Below are 20913 nucleotides of genomic sequence, written 5' to 3' on the forward strand. Positions count from 1 at the left end.
ACTGAGGAGTACGTGGCTAGTCTCCGCAGGTGGCCACCTCCCGCACGCGCGCGCGTGACGCCGACCGCGACGCCCTGTGCCGTGCCCTCGACAAGGCCTTCGAGGAGGGGCAGCTGGACGGCGCCGAGCACCGCGAGCGCACGGCGTCGGCGCTGCGGGCGCGCACGCTGGGCGAGCTGCGCGGCCTCATCGACGACCTGCAGCTCGCGGAGGCCCCGCGGCTCTCCGAGCCCGCACCGCCGCGCGCGCCGCGCCGCGGCTCGGCCCGCTGGGTCGGGCTCGTGGTGTCACTCGCCCTGCTGGGCGGCGGGTTCGTGGTCGGGCGGATCTCCGCGCCCTCGGGGCCGACGGCGACGAACGAGCAGGTGGCGCAGGACGGCGGCCCGGTCGCGGACGTCGCGCCGACGGTGGTGCGGCTGGAGGGGCTGCACACACCGGAGGGCTTCGCCCGGTTCGTCGCGGACGTGCGGGCGCGGCTCGGCACCACGGTCGTCTCGGACGCCACGATCTACCCCGGCTACGCCGTGTTCACGACCCCGCTCGCCGGGAACGCGGGCCGCGAGGAGCGCTGGTACTACCGCGGCGGCGTCGAGGGGCCGGACGACCCGGGCACCCGCGACCGGGACAAGGCGCTGGTCGACCTCGCCCTGTTCAGCCCCGAGATCCTGATGCCGCTCGTCGCGGGCGCCCCGCAGAGCGTGCAGGTGCCGGACGGGGTGGTCAGCCACCTGATCGTCGAGGACGAGGGCAGCGGGCCGCAGGTGCGCATCTACTCGGGCAACGAGGTGGGCGAGTCCGGTTACCTGGAGGTCCGCCCGGACGGCACGACCATCACCATCCGCCCGTTCGAGCCGAGCTGAGCCGCGCGGTCTGCCGGTGCCCGGCCCCGGCACCGCCGACGGGGCATCGGCGCGCGGACGGGCAGCGGAAGGGCGAGTTCGCCCGCCGCTGATCAGACGGGGTCCGTACCGGGGGGCGCGGGTTCGGTGTCGGTCTCCGGTCCGGCGGCGTTCCCGCGGGCCTTCGCCACGAGGAAGCCCACCGCGACCACGACCACCACCAGGATCAGCAGCACCCAGCCCCACCAGGGCAGACCCAGCAGCAGCGACACGATCACGCCCGCGACCGCGGCACCGACCGCGCCGCCGAGGGTGCTCGCGGTCGAGGTCCGCCTGCGGGCGGTGGTGCGGCGTCGGGTGGTGGTGCGGCGCCGGGTGGTGGTGCGCGCGGTGGTCCTCCGCTCGGCAGGCGTGCGCTTCCTCGCCGCGGCGGGCTTGCGCGCCGCGGGCCGGGGCTCGCTCACCCCACCACGTCCCGCAGCCAGTTCTGCAGCACCTGCGCCCCGGCGTCCCCGGACTTCTCCGGGTGGAACTGGGTCGCGGACAGCGCCCCGTTCTCGACGGCGGCGACGAAGTCCTCACCGTGGTGCGCCCAGGTCACCAGCGGCGGCCGGATCGCGTGGGACTCCTCGAGCTCCCAGCGCCGCACCCCGAAGGAGTGCACGAAGTAGAAGCGGGTGTCGGCGTCCAGCCCGTTGAACAGGGTGGAGCCCGCGGGGGCCGCGACGGTGTTCCAGCCCATGTGCGGCAACACGTCCGCCTTGATCCGCTCGACGGTGCCCGGCCACTCGCCGCAGCCGTCCGCCTCGACGCCGAACTCCACGCCGCGCTCGAACAGCACCTGCATCCCGACGCAGATGCCCAGCACGGGGCGCCCGCCCGCGAGCCTGCGCCCGATGATCTGCGGCCCGCGGACCGCGTTCAGCCCCTCCATGCAGTGCGCGAACGCGCCGACACCCGGGACCACCAGACCATCCGCCTCGCACGCCTCGTCGAAGTCCGGGGTGACGGTGACGTCCGCCCCCACCCGACGCAGCGCGCGTTCGGCAGAGCGGAGGTTCCCCGACCCGTAGTCCAGCACGACGATTCGCGACACACCCCCAGCCTACCGACCAGCACCTCCGGTGCTCGTGGCACCGCAATCCTCGTGCGCCGCCGGCGGGTCGCAGGATGGGCGCGGGCCAGCCGCTGGATGCTGTACAGCGTCGCGCGTCTGCCGTTCGGCCGGAGGTTCCCGGCGAATACGCCGCCCACGGTGGCGAGCAGCTCGGCGGTGCCGCGCCGGTCCCGCGCCCCACCGGCCGACCATCGAGCTCATGCCGAACCACACCAGCCGGCCGCAGGGACGCAACGCCCGCCAGGACGTCCGCACGGTGCCACCGACCCCGTCGTAAGCGCTGTCGACCCCGCGGCCGCCGGTGAGCTCCCGGCACCGCGCGAGGACGTCCTCGTGCTCGAAGACGATCAGTGTGGCGCCGTGGGCCTGGACGTGCTCACTCCCGCTCGCGCGGTCGGTGCCGAGCACCCGGATGCCGAGCTCGCGGGCGAGCTGCAGGAACACCCTCCCCGGCCGACGACGGACGCGGTGCCGCCCGGACCAGCACCGCGCTTCGCCGCTCGAGCCCGGCCGGCTGTCGCCCCGCCGAGCAGGGCCCTCCGACCCCCGAGCGACCGCCGAGCATCGAGCTCACGCAGGACGTGAGCCCCGAGACACCGCCGGCACGTCGATCTCGACGTGTCCCGGCACCGCGAAGGCGGCTAGAGCGCGCCCTTGGTGCTCGGGATCCCCGTGATCCGGGTGTCCGGCTCGGTCGCGGCGCGCAGGGCGCGGGCGACGGCCTTGAACTCGGCCTCGGTGATGTGGTGCGGGTCCCGGCCGTCCAGGACGCGGACGTGCAGGGCGAGGTGGCCGTGGAAGGCCAGGGACTCGAAGACGTGCCGGTTGAGCACCGTGGGGTAGTGCCCGCCGACCACGAAGCCCTGCATGACCTCGGGCTCGCCGGTGTGCACGGTGTACGGGCGGCCGCTCACGTCCACGACGGCCTGGGCCAGCGCCTCGTCCATCGGGATCCAGGAGTCGCCGAAGCGACGGATGCCCTTCTTGTCCCCCAGCGCCTGGCGCAGCGCCTGGCCCAGCACGATCGCGGTGTCCTCGACGGTGTGGTGGGCGTCCAGCTCGACGTCCCCCTCCGCGGCCACGGTGAGGTCGAAGGCGCCGTGCTTGCCGAAGGCGTCCAGCATGTGGTCGAAGAACGGGACGCCGGTGGACACCGACACCTGCCCGGTCCCGTCCAGGTCGATCTCGACGACGACCTTCGACTCCTTGGTGACGCGCTCGACGCGGCCGACCCTGCTCATGAAAGCTCCGTCCTCGCGACGTTCTCGGCGGCCGCCAGGAACGCGTCGTTCTCCTCGGGGGTGCCGATCGTGACCCGCAGGTACCCGGGGATACCCACGTCCCGGATCAGGACACCGTGGTCCAGGTAGGCCCGCCAGGCACGCGGGGCGTCCGCGAAGCGGCCGTAGAGCACGAAGTTCGCGTCGCTGGTGACGCAGTGATGGCCCATGGCCTCCAGCGCGGGCACGACTCGGTCCCGCTCGGCGGCCAGCAGCGCGACCGACCCCAGGGTGGCGTCCGCGTGGCGCAGCGCGGCCCGCGCCGCGGCCTGGGTGAGCACCGACAGGTGGTACGGCAGCCGGACCAGCAGCAACGCCTCGACCACGGCAGGCGCCGCGGCCAGGTACCCGAGCCGCCCCCCGGCGAAGGCGAAGGCCTTGCTCATCGTGCGGGACACGATCAGCTTGTGCCCGTGGGTGGCCAGCAGCGTGGTCGCCGACGGGTGCGACGAGAACTCGGCGTACGCCTCGTCCACCACGACGATCCCGGGAGCCGCGTCGATCAGCAGGGCGAGGTCCGCCGGGTCCAGGGACTGGCCGGTGGGGTTGTTGGGGCTGGTCAGGAACGTGACGTCCGGGGCGCGCTCCTTGAGCAGCAGCTGCGCGGCGTCCACGTCCACGGAGAAGTCCGCGGTGCGCGGGATCTCCAGCCAGTCCGTCTGCGTGCCCGAGGAGATGATCGGGTGCATCGAGTAGCTGGGCACGAACCCCAGCGCGGTGCGGCCCGGGCCGCCGAAGGCCTGCAGGACCTGCTGCAGGATCTCGTTCGACCCGTTGGCGGCCCAGAGGTTCTCGACGCCGAGCGGCACACCGGTCTGGCGGGTGAGGTACGCCGCGAGCTCGGTGCGCAGGGCGACCGCGTCCCGGTCCGGGTAGCGGTGCAGCTCCCGCGCCGCCTCCTCGCAGCCGGCCGCGACGTCCGCCACCAGCTCGGGCGGCGGCGGGTACGGGTTCTCGTTGGTGTTGAGCCGGACCGGCACGTCCAGCTGCGGCGCCCCGTACGGGCTCCTGCCGCGCAGCGACTCCCGGAGCGGGAGGTCCTCCAGCCCGACCTCGTTCACCGGGGGGACCCCGTCCCGAACCGAGCCGTGACCGCCTGCCCGTGGGCGGGCAGGTCCTCCGCGGTGGCCAGCGTGACCACCTGGTCCGCCACCTCGCGCAGCGCCTCCTCGGTGTACTCCACGACGTGGACGCCGCGCAGGAACGTGGCCGTGGACAGCCCGCCGGAGTGCCGCGCGCAACCGCCCGTGGGCAGCACGTGGTTCGAGCCCGCGCAGTAGTCCCCCAGCGAGACCGGCGCGTAGGGGCCGATGAAGATCGCGCCCGCGTTCCGCACCCGGGCGCCGACGGCCCGCGCGTCCGCGGTCTGGATCTCCAGGTGCTCGGCGGCGTAGGCGTCCACCACCGCGATCCCGTCCGCGGTGTCCCCCACCAGGATCGTGGCGGACTGGGGGCCGGAGAGCGCGGTGCGGACCCGCTCGGTGTGCTTGGTGGCCGCGACCTGGCGCTCCAGCTCGCCGTCCACCGCGTCCGCCAGCTCCGGCGACGTGGTGACCAGCACCGACGCCGCGTTCGGGTCGTGCTCGGCCTGCGAGATCAGGTCCGCCGCGACGTGCACCGGGTCCGCCCCGCCGTCCGCCAGGATCGCGATCTCGGTGGTGCCCGCCTCGGCGTCGATCCCGACCAGGCCGCGCAGCATGCGCTTGGCGGCGGTGAGGTAGATGTTGCCGGGCCCGGTGACCATGTCGACGGGCTCCAGGTCGGCGCCGTCCGTGTCGGTCCCGCCGTAGGCCAGCAGCGCGACGCACTGCGCCCCGCCCACCGCCCACACCTCGTCCACTCCGAGCAGCGCCGCGGCGGCCAGGATCGTGGGGTGCGGCAACCCGCCGAACTCGGCCTGCGGCGGGGAGGCCACCACCAGCGACTCGACCCCCGCGGCCTGCGCGGGCACCACGTTCATGATCACCGACGACGGGTACACCGCCAGCCCGCCCGGCGCGTACAGCCCGACCCGGCGGACCGGCACGAACCGCTCGGTGACGGTGCCGCCGGGCACCACCTGCGTGACGACGTCCGCCCGGCGCTGCTCCTCGTGGACCTTGCGGGCCCGCGCGATCGAGGTCTCCAGCGCCACCCGCACCGCGGGGTCGAGGTTCGCCAGCGCCTTCTCGATCTCGGCGACGGGCACCCGCACGGACGCGGGCCGCACCCGGTCGAACCGCTCGGTGGCCTCCAGCGCCGCCTCGACGCCCCTGTCCCGCACCGCGTGCACGATCGGCCGCACGGTCTCCAGTGCCGCGTCGACGTCCACCTCCGCGCGGGGCAGCATCCCGCGCAGCACGGCAGGTCGCGGCAGGGGGTCGGCACGCAGGTCGAGGCGCCTGAGGATCGGGCTGGGCATGACCCCAGGGTACGGGGCACCCCGCCCCGCGCCGCACCGTGGCGGGCTCAGGAGGCCGAGTTGTCCACAGGTGCGCCGAGGACGGCGGCCAGCAGCCCCGGGAAGCGCTCCTCCATGTCGTCGCGGCGCACGGAGATGATCCGCGACCGGCCCTCCGCGACCGTCCGGGTCAGCCCGGACTCCCGCAGCACCTTGTAGTGGTGCGACAGCGTGGGCGCGCTGAGCCCGCTCGCCACGCTGCGGTCCAGCGTCGCGCAGTCCCGCGGGCCGTCCGACCGGTGGAGCGCGCCCATCAGCGCGCGGCGGGTCGGGTCGGCGAGCGCGGAGAGCACGGCCGTGAGCTCGATCGACTCCACGGCGGGCTCGGGCAGCCGCTGTCCCATCCGACCTCCCCGGGAAACACTTTGACGAGAGTCGAACTGTATTCGTACCGTCTCCCCCGTGACACTTCGACAGCAGTCGAACAATCGGTTGACCCTGCAGCTGAGCCTGTGGTGGCGCTCCTGGTGTTCGGGGTGGCGTTCGTGGTGGGGAACCGGCTGGTGGGGTGGGCCACGGACCGGTTCGGCCCGGTCGCGGTGCAGGCGGTGGGGCTCGCGGGACTCCTCGCCCCCGCGGCGGCCGCGGTGGCCGCGGTCGCCCTCGGCGCCGTCGTCCTGACCCGGCGGGTGGACCGGACCGCAGTGATGGTCGGCCCCGCCTGAGAACATCCCCCGGTGCTCACGATCGACGCCGCCCAGCGGCGTGCGCGGCTGGTCGCCCGCCACCGCCTGACACCCGAGACCCGGACCGACGACCTCTCGGTGCTGGTCGACGACCTGGTCTGCCTGCACTCCACCGACCCCGTCTCGGTGTACCTGAGCGCGGCCGCGCGGATGGCGACCCCGGCGCTGGAGCCCCTCCACCGAGCGCTCTACGAGGACCGCACCCTGCTGCGCCACCACGCCATGCGCCGCACCCTGTGGGTCCTCGGCCCCGAGCACGCGCGGATCGCCCACCACGCCGCGACCGCGGACGTCGCCGCCGTGCAGCACCGGAACCTGATGAGGCAGCTCGCGGCCGGGGGGTACGCCGACCCGGAGGGCACCCTGCGGGACGCGCGGGCCGAGATCCACGACCTGCTGCGCGCCGAAGGCCCCCTGCCCGCCCGCGAGGTCGGCCTGCGGCTCCCCCACCTCACGACCCCCGTCCCCATCCAGGCCGCCGAGGTGCCCCTGCACTCGCGGGTGCTGCTGGTCATGGGGTTCGACGGCGAGGTCCTGCGCGCCCGCCCGACCGGCACCTGGATCAACGGCCAGTACCGCTGGGCCGCCGCCGACACATGGGTGCCCGGGGGACTCGGCGAGCCGCTGCCCAAGCGTGCGGCCGCGGCCGGGCTCGCCCGCGCCTACCTGCGCGCCTTCGGCCCCGCGACCCGCGAGGACCTCAAGTGGTGGGCGGGGTGGACCGTGGCGACCACGAAGGCCGCGCTCGCGGACGTCGGGGCCGTCGAGACCACCGCCGGCCTCGTCCTGCCGGACGACCTCGAGCCCGTCGAGCCCCGACCCTCCGTCGTCCTCCTCCCGGGCCTCGACCCGACGACCATGGGCTGGAAGCAGCGCGAGCACTACCTCGACCCGGCACTGGTTCCGCACCTGTTCGACCGCAACGGCAACGGCGGCCCGACGATCTGGGTGGACGGGGCGGTCGTCGGCGGCTGGGCGCAGCGCAAGGACGGGACGATCGCGCTCGGGCTGCTCGCGGACGTCGGATCCGAAGCGGCGCAGGAGATCGAGGCCGCCGCGCACCGGCTGGAGGCCCTGCTCGGCGACGTCCGGTTCACCGTCCGCTTCCCCGCGCCGATGCAGGCCGACCTCATCCGCCGGACACCCTCGCGATGACCACGGACTCGTGCCGGTCCGGCCGCGTGGCCACCCGCGCCCGTACCGCTCCGCGCGACGCGCAGGCGGCACAGACGCGGGAGACCGTGCTGCCGGCGCGCGGCAGCCCGTTGCGGCGCCTGGACCGAGGTCCCGGATAGCGTTCCCGGCATGAGCGACTGGTTCCTCGCACCGGAGTCCGACGCGGACGACCTCGTCGGCGGCGAGCGGTCCCTCGACGAGTGGCCGCACCTGTCGGTCCCCCTGCGCCGCAGCGAGCTGGCCGCGCTCTACACCGCGCTGACCGACGGCCCGGCGGACGACCCGAGGGCGCCCGCCGGGCTGCTCGCCGTCGAGGCGGAGGCCGGGCTGATCGTCACCCGGGTGCCCGCGGAGGCGGTCGAGGTGTTGGCCGAGCTGACCCCGCGCACCGCGGCGCCGGTCATGGCCCGCTGGTCCGAGGCCATAGCCCACGACGAGCCGGACGCGCTCGGGGAGATCCTCTCCGAGCTCGCCGCCTTCGCCCGGGACTCGACGACCGCGGGGCGCCCGATCCTGCAGCTCGCGGCGTACTGACCGCGCCTCACGGTCCGGCGGGGGGCCCGACCGGCTGGGACAGCAGGGCCGCGAGCACGGCGCCCGCGGAGGGGGCGGCGGCGATCTCCGCCGCCAGGACGCCCGCCGCGGCACGGAACGAGCGCTCGGCCAGCAGCCTGCCGAGTGCCGCGGCGACCGCGTCCGCGTCGGTCTCGGCGGGATCGAGGGCGAGTCCCGCGCCGGTGGGCAGCAGCGCGGCGACGTTCGCGGGCTGGTCGGTGCCCTGGGGCAGGCAGAGCTGGGGCAGGCCGTGGACGGCCGCGCCGAGCATCGTCCCCGCACCGCCGTGCGACACCACCGCCGCGCAGTGCGGCAGCACCCGCGCCTGGGGCAGGAACCGGGCGGCCCGGACGTGCGCCGGGAGCGGGCCGAGCCCGGCGGGGTCGACGTCCGGCCCCGTCGTCACGATCACGTTCACGGGCAGCCGCAGGCACCCGTCGAGTACTGCGCGGAAGACCTCGGGCGCCTGGTTGGTGACGGTGCCGAGCGTGACGTAGACGGTGTCCCGGTCCGGCAGCCCGGTGAGGTCGGGGGCCGGGCCGTCGAGCTCGCCCGCGGTGGCGCGCACCGGCCGGACGTCGGTGAACGGGGTCGGCTCGGGGCCGCGCAGCGCGGGCGGGCACGGCTCCAGGTACGGCGCGGCGAACACCGCGGGCACCGGGTCCGGCAGCCCCGCGGCCGCGATCGTCTCGCCGATCGCCCGGCCGAACTCCGCGGTGCCGGGGACCGTCGGGCCGTACCCGTGGGTGAGGTGCGGGATGCCGTGGGCCTGCGCGACCGTCGGACCGCCGAGCTCCAGGGTGTCGTGCACCACGAGATCGGGCCGCCAGTCCGCCAGCAACGCGGTGATGTCCCGCGCCCGGTCCACGGCCCCCGCTCCGAAGAAGTGACGGGCCGCGGCGAGTGGCTGCTCCGCGGGCGGGAGCCGGCCGATCGCCACCGGCACCCGGGCGTAGGACTCGGCCAGGGTCAGCCCGGACTGGTGCACCCGGACCCCCAGCCGCTCCGCGGTCGGGCCGAGGTCGGCGCCGGTGGACACCACCACCTCGACGCCCCGGGCCGTCGCCGCCCGGATCAGCGGCACCATCGGCAGCAGGTGCCCGAACCCGGGCCAGGAGCAGACGAGAAGTCGCATGGGGGACAGAGCATCCGCACGCGCCCGGGGATACCTACCCGAGCACCTCCGCGGCGAACGCCGCCGCCCGCTCCCGCAGGCCGGCCCGGCGCTCGTCGACCGACAGGCCCGGCGCGGGCCGCAGCGCCGCCGTCGCCTTCTCGACGCGGACGTGGTCGGCGCAGGCGAGATCGGCGCACACGTAGGTACCCACCGTGTCTCCCCCGCGACCGCGGGCACCCTTGCGGGCAGCGCTGAACAGCGCCGTCCCGCCGGGCCCGTGGGTCGTGCGGCACAACGCACACATCGCCGCGGATCCCACGGCGTTCGACGAGCTGCGCAGAGCGATCCCCACCGGCTCGCCGTCCGCGGGCACGAGCAGCACCGCGCGGTCGGGGGCCTTCGGGTCCCGCCACCCGACGACGTCCGCCAGTGCGTCCAGGTCCAGCTCGCGGACCTGCGGGGGCAGGGTCATCCGGGTGGCCTCGCCCTTGGAGCAGTTGGCCATGGCGCGACGGATCCGCACATCGGTACTCACGGCTCCCACGCTAGGCCGGCGCCACCACCCGTTTTCCCGGCGAGAGGAACCTCCACCTCGGCGTCAGAGGTCCAGGCCCAAGTCCAACGCTGTGACCGAGTGTGTGAGGGCGCCCACCGAGAGGAAGTCGACGCCCGTCTCGGCGTACTCGCGGGCGTTCGCCAGGACCAGGCCGCCGCTGCTCTCCAGCAGCGTGCCCGCGGATCCCCTGCGCCGCACGGCCTCCGCGGTCTGGGCGGGGGTGAAGTTGTCCAGCAGGACGAGCTCCGCGTGCAGCGCCAGCACCTCGTCCAGCTGGTCCAGCGAGTCCACCTCGACCTCGCACGGCAGGTCCGGGGCGTGGGCCCGCGCGGCCTCCAGCGCCGCCGTGACCGATCCCGCGGCGGCGACGTGGTTGTCCTTGATCAGGATCGCGTCCCCCAGCCCGAGCCGGTGGTTCACCCCGCCACCGCAGCGCACGGCGTACTTCTCCAGCAGCCGCAGACCCGGCAGCGTCTTGCGGGTGTCCCGGATCCGGGCGGGCGTCCCGGCGACGGCGTCCACCCACTCGGCGGTCGCCGTGGCGATCCCGGAGAGGTGGCAGAGCAGGTTCAGCGCGGTCCGTTCCGCGGTGAGCAGGGCGCGCACCGGAGCCTCGACGACGAGCGCGGGCTCCCCCGGGACGAGTCGGGACCCGTCCGACAGTGCGCTGACCAGCGTGTACCCGGGTACGACGAGGTCCAGGACCGCCCGGGCGACCGGGACTCCGGCCAGCACCCCGGCCTTGCGCGGGGTGAACGAGCCGACGGCCACGGCGTCCGCGGGTACGGTCGCCGCCGTGGTCGCGTCCGGGCCGTAGCGGAGGTCCTCGTCCAGCGCGGTCCGCACCACGCGGGCCAGGTCCTCGGGGTCCGGGACGCCGATCTCGGTCGCCCCGCCCACTCCCGCGGCGAGCGTCATGCGGCCACCGCCTGGGCCACGGCCGGGCGCCCGGCCTCGTCGAGGGTGATCACGAGGGACTCCTTCTGCCACACGTCGTCCCGCTCGGGGAAGTCCGTGCGGACGTGGCAGCCGCGCGTCTCGCGGCGGGTGCCCGCCGCGGCCAGCACGGCCTGCGCGATCAGGGTGAGTGCGGCGTCCTCGACGCCGGTGCGGTCCAGCGGGGTGGCGAGCAGCGTGGCGCTCTCGACCACGTCCGACGCCGTGGCCAGGCCGGTCGCGTCCCGCCCGATCGCGGCGAAGGCGCTCATGGCCCGCTGCACGATGCCGCGTTGCGCCACACCGACCGCGGGGGCCGGGACGACCAGCTCGGCACTGCGCGGCAGACCGCGGTCCTCGAGCACCGAGCGCACGGCCCGCTCGCCGGTGACCAGGCCCTCCAGCAGCGAGTTCGACGCCAGCCGGTTCGCCCCGTGCAGGCCCGTCCGGGCCACCTCGCCCGCGGCGTAGAGCCCGGGGACGGCGGTGCGCCCGTCCACCCCCGCGACCACGCCGCCGCACGCGTAGTGCGCCGCGGGGGTGACCGGGATCGGGTCGCGCACGGGGTCGATGCCCGCGGCGCGGCAGGAGGCGTAGACCGTGGGGAACCGCGCGGCGAACCCGTCCAGCCCGGTCGCGTCCAGGTACATGCAGTCCGCGCCGGTCTCCGCCATCCGACGGGTGATGGCGGCGGCCACGACGTCGCGCGGCGCGAGGTCCGCGAGCGGGTGCTGTCCGACCATGAACCGGGTGCCGGTGCGGTCCCGCAGCACGGCGCCCTCGCCGCGGACGGCCTCGGTGACCAGCGGACGGCGGCCGACCGCGGGTCCGGTGTAGAGGACGGTCGGGTGGAACTGCACGAACTCCAGGTCCGCCGCGGCGGCGCCCGCACGCAGGGCAAGGGCCACACCGTCCCCGGTCGACGTCGCCGGGTTGGTGGTGCTGGCGTAGAGCTGGCCGTAGCCGCCGCTGGCGAGGAGCACGGCAGGCGCGCGGAGCAGGCCGGGGCGGCCGCGGTCGTCCAGCACCTGGAGGCCGGCGACGGCGCCCGAGACGTCCCGCACCGCGTCGACGGCGACGTGCCCGGTCAGGATCGTCAGCGACCGCGCGGCCTCGACCAGGGCCCGCTCGATCTCCGCGCCCGTGGCGTCCCCGCCCGCGTGCACGACGCGGAAGGCCGAGTGCCCGCCCTCGCGGGTGCGGTCGAGCGTCGGCGAACCGTGCCGAGGGTCGACTCCACGGGCTCCGTCTCCGTCGAAGAGCGCGCCGCGGGCCCGGAGCCGCTGCACCGCAGCGGGTCCGGCCGCGATGATCTCCGCGACGGCGGCGGCGTCGTTCAGCCCGCCGCCCGCGGCGAGGGTGTCCGCGACGTGCGCCTCGATGCTGTCCCCGGCGATGTCACCGAGCACGACCGCGACGCCGCCCTGGGCCCAGCGGGTGCTGCCCTCGGCGACCCCGTCCTTGGTCACGACGACCACGCGCAGGCCCGCCTCGGCGGCGTCCAGCGCGGCGGTGAGCCCCGCGACGCCCGTGCCGACCACCACCAGGTCGGCGCCCGCCTCCCAGCGCGCGCTCACTCGCCACCCCCGGGCTGCCCGATCGCGATCATCCGCTCGACCGCGCGCCGCCCGCGCGCCGCCAGCTCCGGGTCCACGTGCACCTCGTCGGTGCCCTCGCGGACGCTGCGCAGCAGCGCCTCCGGCGTGATCATCTTCATGTAGGTGCAGCTCGCCCGGTCGTTCACGGCGCGGAAGTCGATCTCCGGGGCGGCCTTGCGGAGCTGGTGCAGCATCCCGATCTCGGTGGCGACGAGCACCGACTTGGCGTGCGTCTCCCGGGCGGCGTCGATCATCCCGCCCGTCGAGAGGATCTTGACCTTGTCCGCGGCGACGGCGCCCGAGCCCGCGAGGTAGAGCGCCGAGGTGGCGCAGCCGCACTCGGGGTGCACGAACAGGTCCGCCTCGGGGTCCTCCTCGGCGCGCTTGGTCAGCTCGGCGCCGTTGATGCCCGCATGGACGTGGCACTCCCCCGCCCAGACGTGCATGTTCTCCCGCCCGAGGGTCCGCCGGACGTGCGCACCGAGGAACTGGTCCGGCAGGAACAGCACCTCCTCGTCGTCCGGGATCGAGGCCACGACCTCCACCGCGTTCGACGACGTGCAGCAGATGTCGGTCTCCGCCTTCACCGCGGCGGTGGTGTTGACGTAGCTGACGACGACGGCGCCGGGGTGCTCGGCCTTCCACTCCACCAGCTGCTCGACGGTGATCGAGTCGGCGAGCGAGCAACCCGCCCGCTCGTCCGGGATCAGCACGGTCTTCTCCGGCGAGAGGATCTTCGCCGTCTCGGCCATGAAGTGGACGCCGCAGAAGACGATGGTGTCCGCCTCGACCTCGGCCGCGATGCGGGACAGCGCGAGGGAGTCGCCCACGAAGTCGGCGACGTCCTGGATCGCCGGGAGCTGGTAGTTGTGCGCCAGCAGCACCGCCCCGCGCTGCCGCGCGAGCTCGCGCACCTCGTCGGCCCAGCCGGGGAACGGCACGCCGGTTCCCTGCTGCAGGTCTGCCGTCACCGTCATCGCGTCCTCCTCGGTGTTTTCGCCTGTTGGTCGAAAACAGGTCGATCGTAGCACCGCGGGTCACCCGACGACACCGTTGACGTGACCCGGAACTCACCTGTACGTAACCTGCACGTCCGATTTCCGACGGTCCGCGACGCTCTACGATCGCCCCATGCCCGCCCCGACCGGTCACGAGGTGCTCGCGGCCGTCCTGCAGATCCGGGCGGGCACGCTGCAGGTCCTGCTGTGGCAGCGCGGGCGGGAGCCGGACCGCGGCCGCTGGGCGCTGCCGGGCGGGCGGCTCGGGGACACCGAGGACGTCGAGGAGTCCGTGCGCCGCCAGCTCGCCGAGAAGGTCGACGTCCGCGAGGTCGCCCACGTCGAGCAGCTCGGCGTGTTCAGCGCGCCGGACCGGGTCCCCGGCGCGCGGCTGGTCGCGACCTCGTTCCTGGGCCTGGTGCCGTCGGACGCCGACCCGGAGATCCCCGAGGACACCGCGTGGTATCCCGTCGACGATCTCCCCGCGACCGCGTTCGACCACGCCGAGATCGTCCGGGACGCGCGGGACCGCCTGCGCGCCAAGCTCTCCTACACGAACCTCGGCTTCGCGCTGGCGCCGCGGGAGTTCACGATCTCGGCGCTGCGCGAGCTCTACGCGGCCGCGCTCGGGCACCCGGTCTCGGCGACGAACCTGCAGCGCGTGCTGACCCGGCGCGGGGTGCTCGCCGCGACCGGCGAGACCGCGGCGCCGGGGCCCGCGGGTGGACGTCCGGCGGCGGTGTTCCGGTTCACCGAGCGCGCGTTGCGCGTCACGGACGCCTCCGCCGTCCTCCGGCCGCCGGGTGTGCGCGAGGGCGAGCGCGCCGAGCCCGCCGTCGGCGGCTGAGCCGGGGCGAAGTCGGCGGGCGGGTCGGAGCGGGGCCCCGTACCGTGACGGCGTGCCCGAGTCGATCCCCCTCTTCCCCCTGGGCACCGTGCTCATGCCCGGCGCGTCGCTGCCGCTGCACATCTTCGAGCCGCGCTACCGGCAGCTGACCGTCGACCTGGTGACGGGTGCGGTGCCGGGCAGGGAGTTCGGCGTGGTCGCGGTCCGGGAGGGGTTCGACCCGGACCGGCACGGCATCGACGCGCTCGCGCCGGTCGGGTGCACGGCCCGGCTGTTGGACGTGCGGCGGCTGCCGGACGGGCGCTACGACGTGGTCACCGAGGGAGCCCGCCGCTTCCGGCTGCTCGACCTGGACGACGAGTCGAAGTCCTACCTCTGCGGCACGGTCGACTGGCTGCCGGACACCTCGACCGTGGACGAGTCGGACCCGCTCACCCGCATGCTGGCGGGCTCCGCCCGGGTGGCGCACAAGGCCTACTGCGCCGCGGCGTGGAAGTCCGCGGACTGGACCGAGCCCGCGAAGGAGGTCGGACCCGCGGAGCTGGCGCACGTCCTGGCGAGCGACTGCCTGCTCCCGCTGGCCGACCGCCAGGCGCTGCTGGAGGAGCGGAACCCGCTGGAGCGCCTGCGGGTGATCCGCCGCTACCTCGCGCGCGAGCGGGGACTGCTGCAGACGCTGCACGCCGTCCCCACCCCGATGGCGGGCTACGTCGAGGACTTCGGGCCCAACTAGCTCCAGCCGAAGCGGCTCCGCAGCTCGTCCGCGACCCGGTCGAAGCGCCGCCTGTCCAGCACGGCACCCTCGCGGCGGATGTCGTGCTCGCCCACCTCGAGCACGCGGTCGAGGCGGATGAAGGACTCGCGGCCCTCGCGGTCCCACTCCCCCGCGCCGATCGCCACCCAGTCCGGGTCGCCGTCCCGCTTCTGCCGGCTGGACAGCATGAGCCCCAACAGGTCCCCGCCCCCGCGGCCGACCACCAACAGCGGACGGTCCTTGCCCTGGGAGGGGTCCTCCTCGAACGGCACCCAGGTCCAGACGATCTCGCCGGGGTCCGCCGCGCCGTCCATCTCGGGCGCGTAGACGATCTCGCGGGCGCGGTCCGCCGTCGGGGCCGTGCGCACACCGCCATGGTTCTCCGGCGCGGGCCGCGCGGGCTGGTCGTCCGCCTGCGAGAGCAGTGTCAGCCCGACGTCCACGGCCTGCTTCAGCAGGTTGCCCCAGTCCATGCGGCACACCCTGCCACGCCGGTCGTGGCCGAGCCCGCCCGACACCGGTGTGGCACGAGCGCCCTCGGGTGACGCTCGTGCCACCCGAGCGTCAGGCCCGGTCCTGCTCCTGCTGCTTCGCGACCTCGGCGCGCACCTGGTCCATGTCGACCTCGCGCACCTTGCCGATCAGCTCCTCCAGCGCCGGGGCGGGCAGGGCGCCCGGCTCGGCGTAGAGGACCACGCCGTCCCGTACCGCCATCAGCGTGGGGATCGACGAGATCCCGAACGCCTGCGCGAGCTCGGTCTGCGCCTCGGTGTCCACCTTGCCGAACGTGATGTCCGAATGGGTCTCCGCGGCGGCGTCGAACACGGGCGCGAACTGGCGGCAGGGTCCGCACCACGACGCCCAGAAGTCGACGAGGACGGTCCCACCGCCGCTCACGACCTCGTTGAAGTTGTCGGTCGTCAGTTCCACCGTTGCCATGGTCTCGTCAACTCCCCTCCGCGCCGAGATGTTCCGTCACCGCAGGGCGGCCGGGAGCTGCGCGAACGCCCGCTCGTGGGAGTGGAAGACGCGGTCGCGCTGGTCGTAGACGAGTACGCCCGCGGACTTGATGTCGTAGAACAGCCCCATGAGCTCGGCCTCGACGCCCATGTCCCGCAACCGGTCCAGCTGCATCGCCACGTTCACCATGGCCAGGCAGTCCGCCTGCGGGAACCCGTCCCGGGAGGCCGCCCGGCCCGCCGGGTGCCCCTGGATCCAGGCCTGCATCGTGGGCTCGCCGTTGCGCAGCCAGTCGTCGAGCGGGCCGCGGCCGCGCCCGCCGCTCAGCACCGCGTTCATCGCGCCGCAGCCGGAGTGCCCGCACACCGCGATCAGCGGCACGCGCAGCACCTCCTCGGCGTACTGCACGGCGGCCAGCGTGCCGGTGCCGGAGACGAAGTTGCCCACGTTCTGCACCGTGAACAGGTCCCCCGGGCCGCTCGAGGTGATCATGCTCGGCAGCACCCGGGAGTCCGCGCAGGTCAGCAGCAGGCCCGACGGGTTCTGCCCGGAGGCGAGCTCCGCCATCGTCGGGCGGACGTGCTCGGCGGTGTCGCGGTGGTAGGCGGTCAGCCCGGCCCGCATCCGGGCTCCCCCGGCCAGGTCCTCCGCGCGCCACTGCGACCAGGTGGCGAACCGGCCGTGCGGGGCGTCCCGGCGGGCCCTGGCCTGCTGCGGCTCGACGACCTCGACGTACCCCCCGCCCGCCCGGTGCCGCTTGGACCAGGTCTCGATGTGGTCGAACGCCGTGTGGTCCAGGTAGTCCACGACCAGGTCGACGCGGACGGGCTCACCCGCGGGCACCACCTGCAGGACCCGCGACAGCGACGGCACCGACAGGAAGCTGAGCGTCCCCTCGACCACGACCCGGCGCGGGGCGCCGTCGGCAGGCTCCTCCACGCGGACGCGGGCGCGCGCGGCCCGCCAGATCATCAGGACCGCGGCCAGCACCAGGCCGAGCGCGACACCCTCGAGCAGGTTGAGGAACACCACGCCGAGCACGGTCACGACGTACAGGGCCAGCTCGCCGTGCTTGCGCGCCACCCGGATGTCCGCGGGCTTGACCAGCTGCAACCCGACGACGACGAGCAGCCCGGAGAGCCCGGCGAGCGGGATCATCTCGATCGCGGAGACGAGCACGATGCCGAACAGGGCGATCCAGCAGCCGTGCAGGATCGTCGAGAGGCGGGACCGGGCGCCGACCCGGACGTTGGCCGAGCTCCGGACGATGACGCCGGTGATCGGCAGCCCGCCGAGCAGACCGGAGACCGCGTTGCCCGCGCCCTGGCCCAGCAGCTCGCGGTCGGCGTCGGTCCGGACGCTATCCCCGTCGCGGTCCTGCGCCATCCGGTCCGTCGCGACCGCGGACAGCAGGCTCTCCACGCTGGCGACCAGCGCGACCGTCAGCATCCCGCCGAGCACGCCCGCCCACAGGCCGGACTCGGGCAGCACGGGCAGCGCGATCGACTCGACCAGGTTGCCGGGCAGGTCGACCCGTGCGACGTCCGGCCACAGCAGCGCGAGCGCGGTCGCCGCGCCGACGGCGACGAGCGCGCCAGGGACCGCCTTCTGCGGGCCGGGGATCCGCGGCCAGACCAGCATGAGCCCGATCGCCGTGAGCCCGACGACCACGGCGTGGCCGTGCAGGTTCACGACCTGCGCCGGGAGCTCGAGGATGTTGTCCAGCGCGGCGGTCTGTGCGCTGCCGCCGAGCACCACGTGCAGCTGCGCGAGTGCGATCGTGATGCCGATGCCCGCGAGCATGCCGTGCACGATCGCAGGCGGGATGGCCTGGGTGAAGCGGGAGAGCCGGGTCAGCCCGAACAACACCTGCAGCAGGCCCGCGCCCACCGTGATCAGGCAGGTGACCTGCCAGCCGAACTGGTCGACGAGGCCGGCGACGATCACCGTCAGACCGGCGGCGGGCCCGCTGACCTGCAACGGCGACCCGCCGAGCAGGCCCGCCACGATCCCGCCGACGACGCCGGCGATGAGGCCGGCCATGATCGGCGCGTTCGAGGCGAGCGCGATGCCCAGGGAGAGCGGCACGGCCACCAGGAACACCACGAGCGAGGCGCCGAAGTCGGCACGCAGGGTGCGGGGATCGAAGCGGCGGGGCGGTCCGTGGGGCTTCTCACGGGCTCCCTCGGACGGGGAGCTCGAGGTCGTGTCCAGCACGCGGGGGTCCTCCGGTCAGTGGTCTGGCTGGGGGGCGCGACGCGCGGCGGTGCGGCCGTGCGGGGTGGTGCCCTGTCAGCAAACCGGACGAATGGGAGCGCTGGTTCCCGCCCGCTCGGTCCTGTACGTCCGGTTCGACTGAATCGATCACCCAGGGTGTCGGGAGGCCGTCGGGGCCGGCCGCCGACACCGGCGCGATCGAGTGACGCCGACACCGCCCGTCGTCGGCTCGCCGGAGGGCACCCCTTCCCGTTGCGACCATCGAGTGGATCATGGTGGTCGGCGCCACATCGCCACGACCGGGTGATGGCCGTGTGAACGGGCTGTTACCTGCGCGGCAGCTCGGGACGGTGCGCGGTGGCGACTATCCTGGTCCGACCATGACGGCCGAACTCTCGGGACCCGACTTCGACGCGGCGCACCCCGCCTTGTCCCGTCGGCGCGGGCTCGGCCAGACCAGCGCCCGGTCCCTGTTGCTGACCCTGCTCGGCGAGTGCGTCCTCCCCCGCGAGGAGCCGGTCTGGACCCAGGTGCTGATCGACGTCCTCAACGGGCTCGGCGTGGAGAACAAGTCCGCCCGGCAGGCCCTGGCCCGCACCGCCGCCGAGGGGCTGGTGACCTCCGACCGGGCGGGCAGGCGGGTCCGCTGGCGGCTCACCGACTCCGGCCGCACCCTGCTGTCGGACGGTGCCGAGCGGATCTACGGCTTCGGCAGGCCCGCCCCGGCGTGGGACGGGCGGTGGCTGGTGCTGCTCGTGTCGGTCCCGGAGACCCGGCGGCGGCTGCGGCACCGGCTGCGCACCCGGTTGGCCTGGGCCGGGCTCGGCTCCCCCGCCCCCGGCGTCTGGCTCACCCCGGACCCCGCCAAGGAGGCCGAGGTCGCGGACGTCGTCGCCGACCTCGAGCTCGACGCCGTGACCAGCAGCTTCGTCGGACCCTTCGGGGCGATCGGCGAGGAGGCCGAGGTCGTGCGGCAGGCCTGGGACCTCGCGGCCGTCGAGCAGGAGTACGAGGAGTTCCTCGCGGAGTTCGCCGACGCCGACCCGCGCACCCCCGCGGACGTCCTCACCCACCAGATCCTGCTGGTGCACGGCTGGCGCCGCTTCCCGTTCCTCGATCCGGAGCTCCCCGCCGAGCTGCTCCCGCAGGAGTGGGCGGGCACCCGCGCCGCCGCCCGCTTCACCGAGCTCCACGCCCGCTGGGCCGCCGCCGCCCAGGAGCACTGGGACACCCTGGTCCGCAGCACCCCCTGAGCCGCCGCCGTCAGGCCCGGTCGGCCGCCGCCTTCCCAGGACCATCCAGTCCACGCTGAACACGGACACCGCCGCCGCGACGAGCAAGGCCGCAGAGGAGGAGGACACCGCGGCCACCGCGCCGCCGGCCTGCGGGGCGACGACCCCGGCCACGTCGAACGCGATCTGGTGGAGCGCGATCGGGGTACCCGACCGGTGTGCTCCCCGGCCGCCGTGCGTTCGCCGTCATCGCTCAGAACTCACGGAGGGTCTCCCGGAGGGTGCCGCCGCCGTACTCGGTCCGGGTGAGCCCGCGCCGCTGCAGCGCGGGGACCAGGCCCTCGGTGATCTCGTCGACGAACCGGCGGGAGATGCTGCCGGTGATCAGGAAGCCGTCGCCGCCGACCTCCGCCATGACCTCGCCCATCTCGGCGGCCACCGAGTCCGGGGTGCCGACGAACCGGACGTTCTTCATCGACCAGCCCAGCGCCGCCTCACGCGGGGTCCGGCCCGCCCGCATGAAGTCCGCGAGCGTGCTGCGGTGGCCGTTGGTCGTCAGGTCGCCGAACTCCTCGTCCAGGCCCCAGGTCGACAGGTCGTTCTCGGTCAGCGCCGAGATGTGCCCGAGGCTCGACTCGATCCGGGCGTCGACGCCGGCGAGCATCCGCTGCCGCTTCGCCTCGGCCTGCGCGACGGTCCCGGCGAGCACGGGCTGCGTGATGAACATGATCTTCAGCTCGTCCGGGTCGCGGCCGTGGGCGACCATCCGGGCCCGGATGTCGTCCCGGAACGCCTTCATCGCCTCCACGGAGTGGGTCTCCGCGGTGAGCAGCGTGTCCGCGTAGCGGGCGGCGAAGTCGCGGCCCTTCGGCGAGCCGCCCGCCTGGCACAGCACCGGGTGCCGCTGCGGCGAGGAGAGCAGGTTCAGCGGCCCGCGGGAGCGGTGGAACCGACCCTCGAAGTCGATCGTGTGCACCTTCGTGTGGTCCACGTAGGTCCCGGTCGCCGCGTCCATGACCAGTGCGTCGGGTTCCCACGAGTCCCAGAGCCGCCGGGTGAGCTCGACGAACTCCCCCGCCCGCTCGTAGCGCAGGTCGTGCTCGGGCAGCTCGTCCATGCCGTAGTTCTGCGCGGCCCGGTCCTCGCTGGAGGTGACCATGTTCCAGCCGATCCGCCCGCCGCTCAGGTGATCGAGCGTGGAGAACCGGCGAGCGAGCAGCCACGGCGGGTAGAACGACGTCGAGCAGGTCGCGATGATCCCGATGTTCCGCGTGGCGTCGGCGAGCACCGGCGCGAGCATCATCGGGTCGTGCTTGGGTGCGTAGAGCCCGTACTTGAGGTCGACGCGCGAGGAGCCCTCGTAGGCGTCGGACACCATCGAGGAGTCCTCGAGCATCACGTAGTCGAAACAGGCCCGCTCGAGCGACCGGGTGAACTCGACGTGCGCCTCGCCGTCCGGCCAGGTGGCGCCCTCGGTGCCCGCGTACGGGGCGAGCCACGGCGGGTTGGAGAAGTTGGTGAACCAGCCCAGGTGGAACATGGTGCCGCCCTTCAGAAGGCCAGGAGGTTGTCCCGCAGGTGCGGGCCTGCGTACTCGGTGCGGGC

The 20913-nt window shown here is 74.6% G+C and carries 23 protein-coding genes; 7 read left to right on the forward strand and 16 right to left on the reverse strand.

Features of this window, described 5'->3' with window-relative positions:
- The first annotated feature begins 29 nt into the window (after window positions 1-29).
- Window positions 30-860 (forward strand): DUF1707 SHOCT-like domain-containing protein, encoded by an 831-nt coding sequence (locus tag ABD993_RS13360; protein ID WP_345416780.1) that lies wholly within the window; start codon window positions 30-32, stop codon window positions 858-860.
- A gap of 92 nt (window positions 861-952) precedes the next feature.
- On the opposite strand, the gene ABD993_RS13365 is transcribed toward ABD993_RS13360, so the two are convergent.
- From ABD993_RS13365 to ABD993_RS13395, 7 genes are all read right to left on the reverse strand, one after another.
- Window positions 953-1303, reverse strand: a complete 351-nt coding sequence (locus ABD993_RS13365) for a hypothetical protein (protein ID WP_345416783.1) — start codon at window positions 1301-1303, stop codon at window positions 953-955.
- Window positions 1300-1935 (reverse strand): imidazole glycerol phosphate synthase subunit HisH, encoded by a 636-nt coding sequence (gene hisH, locus ABD993_RS13370; protein WP_345416786.1) that lies wholly within the window; start codon window positions 1933-1935, stop codon window positions 1300-1302. The genes ABD993_RS13365 and hisH overlap by 4 nt, the downstream gene beginning before the upstream one ends.
- Before the next feature lie 9 nt (window positions 1936-1944).
- Window positions 1945-2400: a zinc-binding dehydrogenase gene (locus ABD993_RS13375; protein WP_345416789.1), complete on the reverse strand. Its 456-nt coding sequence runs from the start codon at window positions 2398-2400 to the stop codon at window positions 1945-1947.
- A gap of 197 nt (window positions 2401-2597) precedes the next feature.
- A complete protein-coding gene (gene hisB / locus ABD993_RS13380; protein ID WP_345416792.1) occupies window positions 2598-3197 on the reverse strand; it encodes an imidazoleglycerol-phosphate dehydratase HisB in 600 nt (199 codons plus the stop codon).
- Window positions 3194-4297: a histidinol-phosphate transaminase gene (locus tag ABD993_RS13385; protein WP_345416795.1), complete on the reverse strand. Its 1104-nt coding sequence runs from the start codon at window positions 4295-4297 to the stop codon at window positions 3194-3196. Before ABD993_RS13385 ends, hisB begins: the two co-directional genes overlap by 4 nt.
- Window positions 4294-5625: a histidinol dehydrogenase gene (gene hisD / locus ABD993_RS13390; protein ID WP_345417602.1), complete on the reverse strand. Its 1332-nt coding sequence runs from the start codon at window positions 5623-5625 to the stop codon at window positions 4294-4296. The genes ABD993_RS13385 and hisD overlap by 4 nt, the downstream gene beginning before the upstream one ends.
- A 59-nt stretch (window positions 5626-5684) precedes the next feature.
- Entirely contained in the window at window positions 5685-6020 is a 336-nt protein-coding gene (locus ABD993_RS13395) for an ArsR/SmtB family transcription factor (RefSeq protein ID WP_345416798.1), read from the reverse strand.
- A gap of 111 nt (window positions 6021-6131) precedes the next feature.
- On the opposite strand from ABD993_RS13395, the gene ABD993_RS13400 reads away from it, so the two are divergent.
- The 3 genes from ABD993_RS13400 to ABD993_RS13410 all read left to right on the forward strand — a co-directional run bounded on the left by ABD993_RS13400 (window position 6132) and on the right by ABD993_RS13410 (window position 8072).
- Window positions 6132-6341: a hypothetical protein gene (locus ABD993_RS13400; protein WP_345416800.1), complete on the forward strand. Its 210-nt coding sequence runs from the start codon at window positions 6132-6134 to the stop codon at window positions 6339-6341.
- A 12-nt stretch (window positions 6342-6353) separates the two neighbouring features.
- The gene (locus tag ABD993_RS13405; RefSeq protein WP_345416803.1) at window positions 6354-7517 is read left to right on the forward strand and encodes a winged helix DNA-binding domain-containing protein; all 1164 of its coding nucleotides are present in this window, start codon (window positions 6354-6356) and stop codon (window positions 7515-7517) included.
- Window positions 7518-7667: 150 nt separating this feature from the next.
- The gene (locus tag ABD993_RS13410) at window positions 7668-8072 is read left to right on the forward strand and encodes a hypothetical protein (protein WP_345416806.1); all 405 of its coding nucleotides are present in this window, start codon (window positions 7668-7670) and stop codon (window positions 8070-8072) included.
- Window positions 8073-8079: 7 nt separating this feature from the next.
- On the opposite strand, the gene ABD993_RS13415 is transcribed toward ABD993_RS13410, so the two are convergent.
- The 5 genes from ABD993_RS13415 to nadA form a co-directional block, all read right to left on the reverse strand.
- Window positions 8080-9228 (reverse strand): glycosyltransferase, encoded by a 1149-nt coding sequence (locus ABD993_RS13415; RefSeq protein WP_345416809.1) that lies wholly within the window; start codon window positions 9226-9228, stop codon window positions 8080-8082.
- Window positions 9229-9262: 34 nt separating this feature from the next.
- Entirely contained in the window at window positions 9263-9745 is a 483-nt protein-coding gene (locus ABD993_RS13420) for an FBP domain-containing protein (RefSeq protein ID WP_345416813.1), read from the reverse strand.
- A gap of 63 nt (window positions 9746-9808) precedes the next feature.
- The gene (gene nadC / locus ABD993_RS13425) at window positions 9809-10684 is read right to left on the reverse strand and encodes a carboxylating nicotinate-nucleotide diphosphorylase (RefSeq protein WP_345416816.1); all 876 of its coding nucleotides are present in this window, start codon (window positions 10682-10684) and stop codon (window positions 9809-9811) included.
- On the reverse strand, window positions 10681-12279 hold the full coding sequence (locus ABD993_RS13430) for an L-aspartate oxidase (protein WP_345416819.1): 1599 nt from the start codon (window positions 12277-12279) through the stop codon (window positions 10681-10683). The genes nadC and ABD993_RS13430 overlap by 4 nt, the downstream gene beginning before the upstream one ends.
- The gene (nadA, locus tag ABD993_RS13435; protein WP_345416822.1) at window positions 12276-13277 is read right to left on the reverse strand and encodes a quinolinate synthase NadA; all 1002 of its coding nucleotides are present in this window, start codon (window positions 13275-13277) and stop codon (window positions 12276-12278) included. The genes ABD993_RS13430 and nadA overlap by 4 nt, the downstream gene beginning before the upstream one ends.
- A 154-nt stretch (window positions 13278-13431) precedes the next feature.
- Between nadA and ABD993_RS13440 the strand changes: the two genes are divergently transcribed.
- On the forward strand, window positions 13432-14145 hold the full coding sequence (locus ABD993_RS13440; RefSeq protein ID WP_345416825.1) for an NUDIX hydrolase: 714 nt from the start codon (window positions 13432-13434) through the stop codon (window positions 14143-14145).
- 52 nt (window positions 14146-14197) lie between these two features.
- Window positions 14198-14878: an LON peptidase substrate-binding domain-containing protein gene (locus ABD993_RS13445; protein ID WP_345416827.1), complete on the forward strand. Its 681-nt coding sequence runs from the start codon at window positions 14198-14200 to the stop codon at window positions 14876-14878.
- Here the strand turns inward: ABD993_RS13445 and ABD993_RS13450 are convergent.
- From ABD993_RS13450 to ABD993_RS13460, 3 genes are all read right to left on the reverse strand, one after another.
- Window positions 14875-15372 (reverse strand): type II toxin-antitoxin system PemK/MazF family toxin, encoded by a 498-nt coding sequence (locus ABD993_RS13450; protein WP_345416830.1) that lies wholly within the window; start codon window positions 15370-15372, stop codon window positions 14875-14877. The genes ABD993_RS13445 and ABD993_RS13450 overlap by 4 nt on opposite strands.
- 91 nt (window positions 15373-15463) lie before the next feature.
- The gene (gene trxA, locus ABD993_RS13455) at window positions 15464-15838 is read right to left on the reverse strand and encodes a thioredoxin (protein WP_345416833.1); all 375 of its coding nucleotides are present in this window, start codon (window positions 15836-15838) and stop codon (window positions 15464-15466) included.
- Between the two features lie 36 nt (window positions 15839-15874).
- Entirely contained in the window at window positions 15875-18076 is a 2202-nt protein-coding gene (locus tag ABD993_RS13460) for a SulP family inorganic anion transporter (RefSeq protein ID WP_345416836.1), read from the reverse strand.
- Window positions 18077-18456: 380 nt separating this feature from the next.
- Between ABD993_RS13460 and ABD993_RS13465 the strand changes: the two genes are divergently transcribed.
- Window positions 18457-19329, forward strand: coding sequence for a PaaX family transcriptional regulator (locus tag ABD993_RS13465; protein ID WP_345416839.1), 873 nt, complete (start codon window positions 18457-18459; stop codon window positions 19327-19329).
- Window positions 19330-19561: 232 nt separating this feature from the next.
- Here ABD993_RS13465 and ABD993_RS13470 read toward each other — a convergent pair whose 3' ends face one another.
- On the reverse strand, window positions 19562-20848 hold the full coding sequence (locus ABD993_RS13470) for an NtaA/DmoA family FMN-dependent monooxygenase (protein WP_345416842.1): 1287 nt from the start codon (window positions 20846-20848) through the stop codon (window positions 19562-19564).
- Window positions 20849-20913 lie beyond the last annotated feature (65 nt).

Source organism: Pseudonocardia xishanensis (genome assembly GCF_039541715.1).
GTDB classification, from domain to species: Bacteria; Actinomycetota; Actinomycetes; order Mycobacteriales; family Pseudonocardiaceae; genus Pseudonocardia; species Pseudonocardia xishanensis.

What these genes read in the sequence shown, in the direction of transcription:
- ABD993_RS13410 (WP_345416806.1), top strand. Translation starts at nt 7,668, where the DNA reads ATGAGCGACTGGTTCCTCGCACCGGAGTCCGACGCGGACGACCTCGTC.
- ABD993_RS13465 (WP_345416839.1), top strand. Translation starts at nt 18,457, where the DNA reads ATGACGGCCGAACTCTCGGGACCCGACTTCGACGCGGCGCACCCCGCC.
- nadC (WP_345416816.1), bottom strand. Translation starts at nt 10,684, where the DNA reads ATGACGCTCGCCGCGGGAGTGGGCGGGGCGACCGAGATCGGCGTCCCG.
- trxA (WP_345416833.1), bottom strand. Translation starts at nt 15,838, where the DNA reads ATGGCAACGGTGGAACTGACGACCGACAACTTCAACGAGGTCGTGAGC.
- ABD993_RS13415 (WP_345416809.1), bottom strand. Translation starts at nt 9,228, where the DNA reads ATGCGACTTCTCGTCTGCTCCTGGCCCGGGTTCGGGCACCTGCTGCCG.
- ABD993_RS13470 (WP_345416842.1), bottom strand. Translation starts at nt 20,848, where the DNA reads ATGTTCCACCTGGGCTGGTTCACCAACTTCTCCAACCCGCCGTGGCTC.
- nadA (WP_345416822.1), bottom strand. Translation starts at nt 13,277, where the DNA reads ATGACGGTGACGGCAGACCTGCAGCAGGGAACCGGCGTGCCGTTCCCC.
- ABD993_RS13450 (WP_345416830.1), bottom strand. Translation starts at nt 15,372, where the DNA reads ATGGACTGGGGCAACCTGCTGAAGCAGGCCGTGGACGTCGGGCTGACA.
- ABD993_RS13395 (WP_345416798.1), bottom strand. Translation starts at nt 6,020, where the DNA reads ATGGGACAGCGGCTGCCCGAGCCCGCCGTGGAGTCGATCGAGCTCACG.
- ABD993_RS13440 (WP_345416825.1), top strand. Translation starts at nt 13,432, where the DNA reads ATGCCCGCCCCGACCGGTCACGAGGTGCTCGCGGCCGTCCTGCAGATC.
- hisB (WP_345416792.1), bottom strand. Translation starts at nt 3,197, where the DNA reads ATGAGCAGGGTCGGCCGCGTCGAGCGCGTCACCAAGGAGTCGAAGGTC.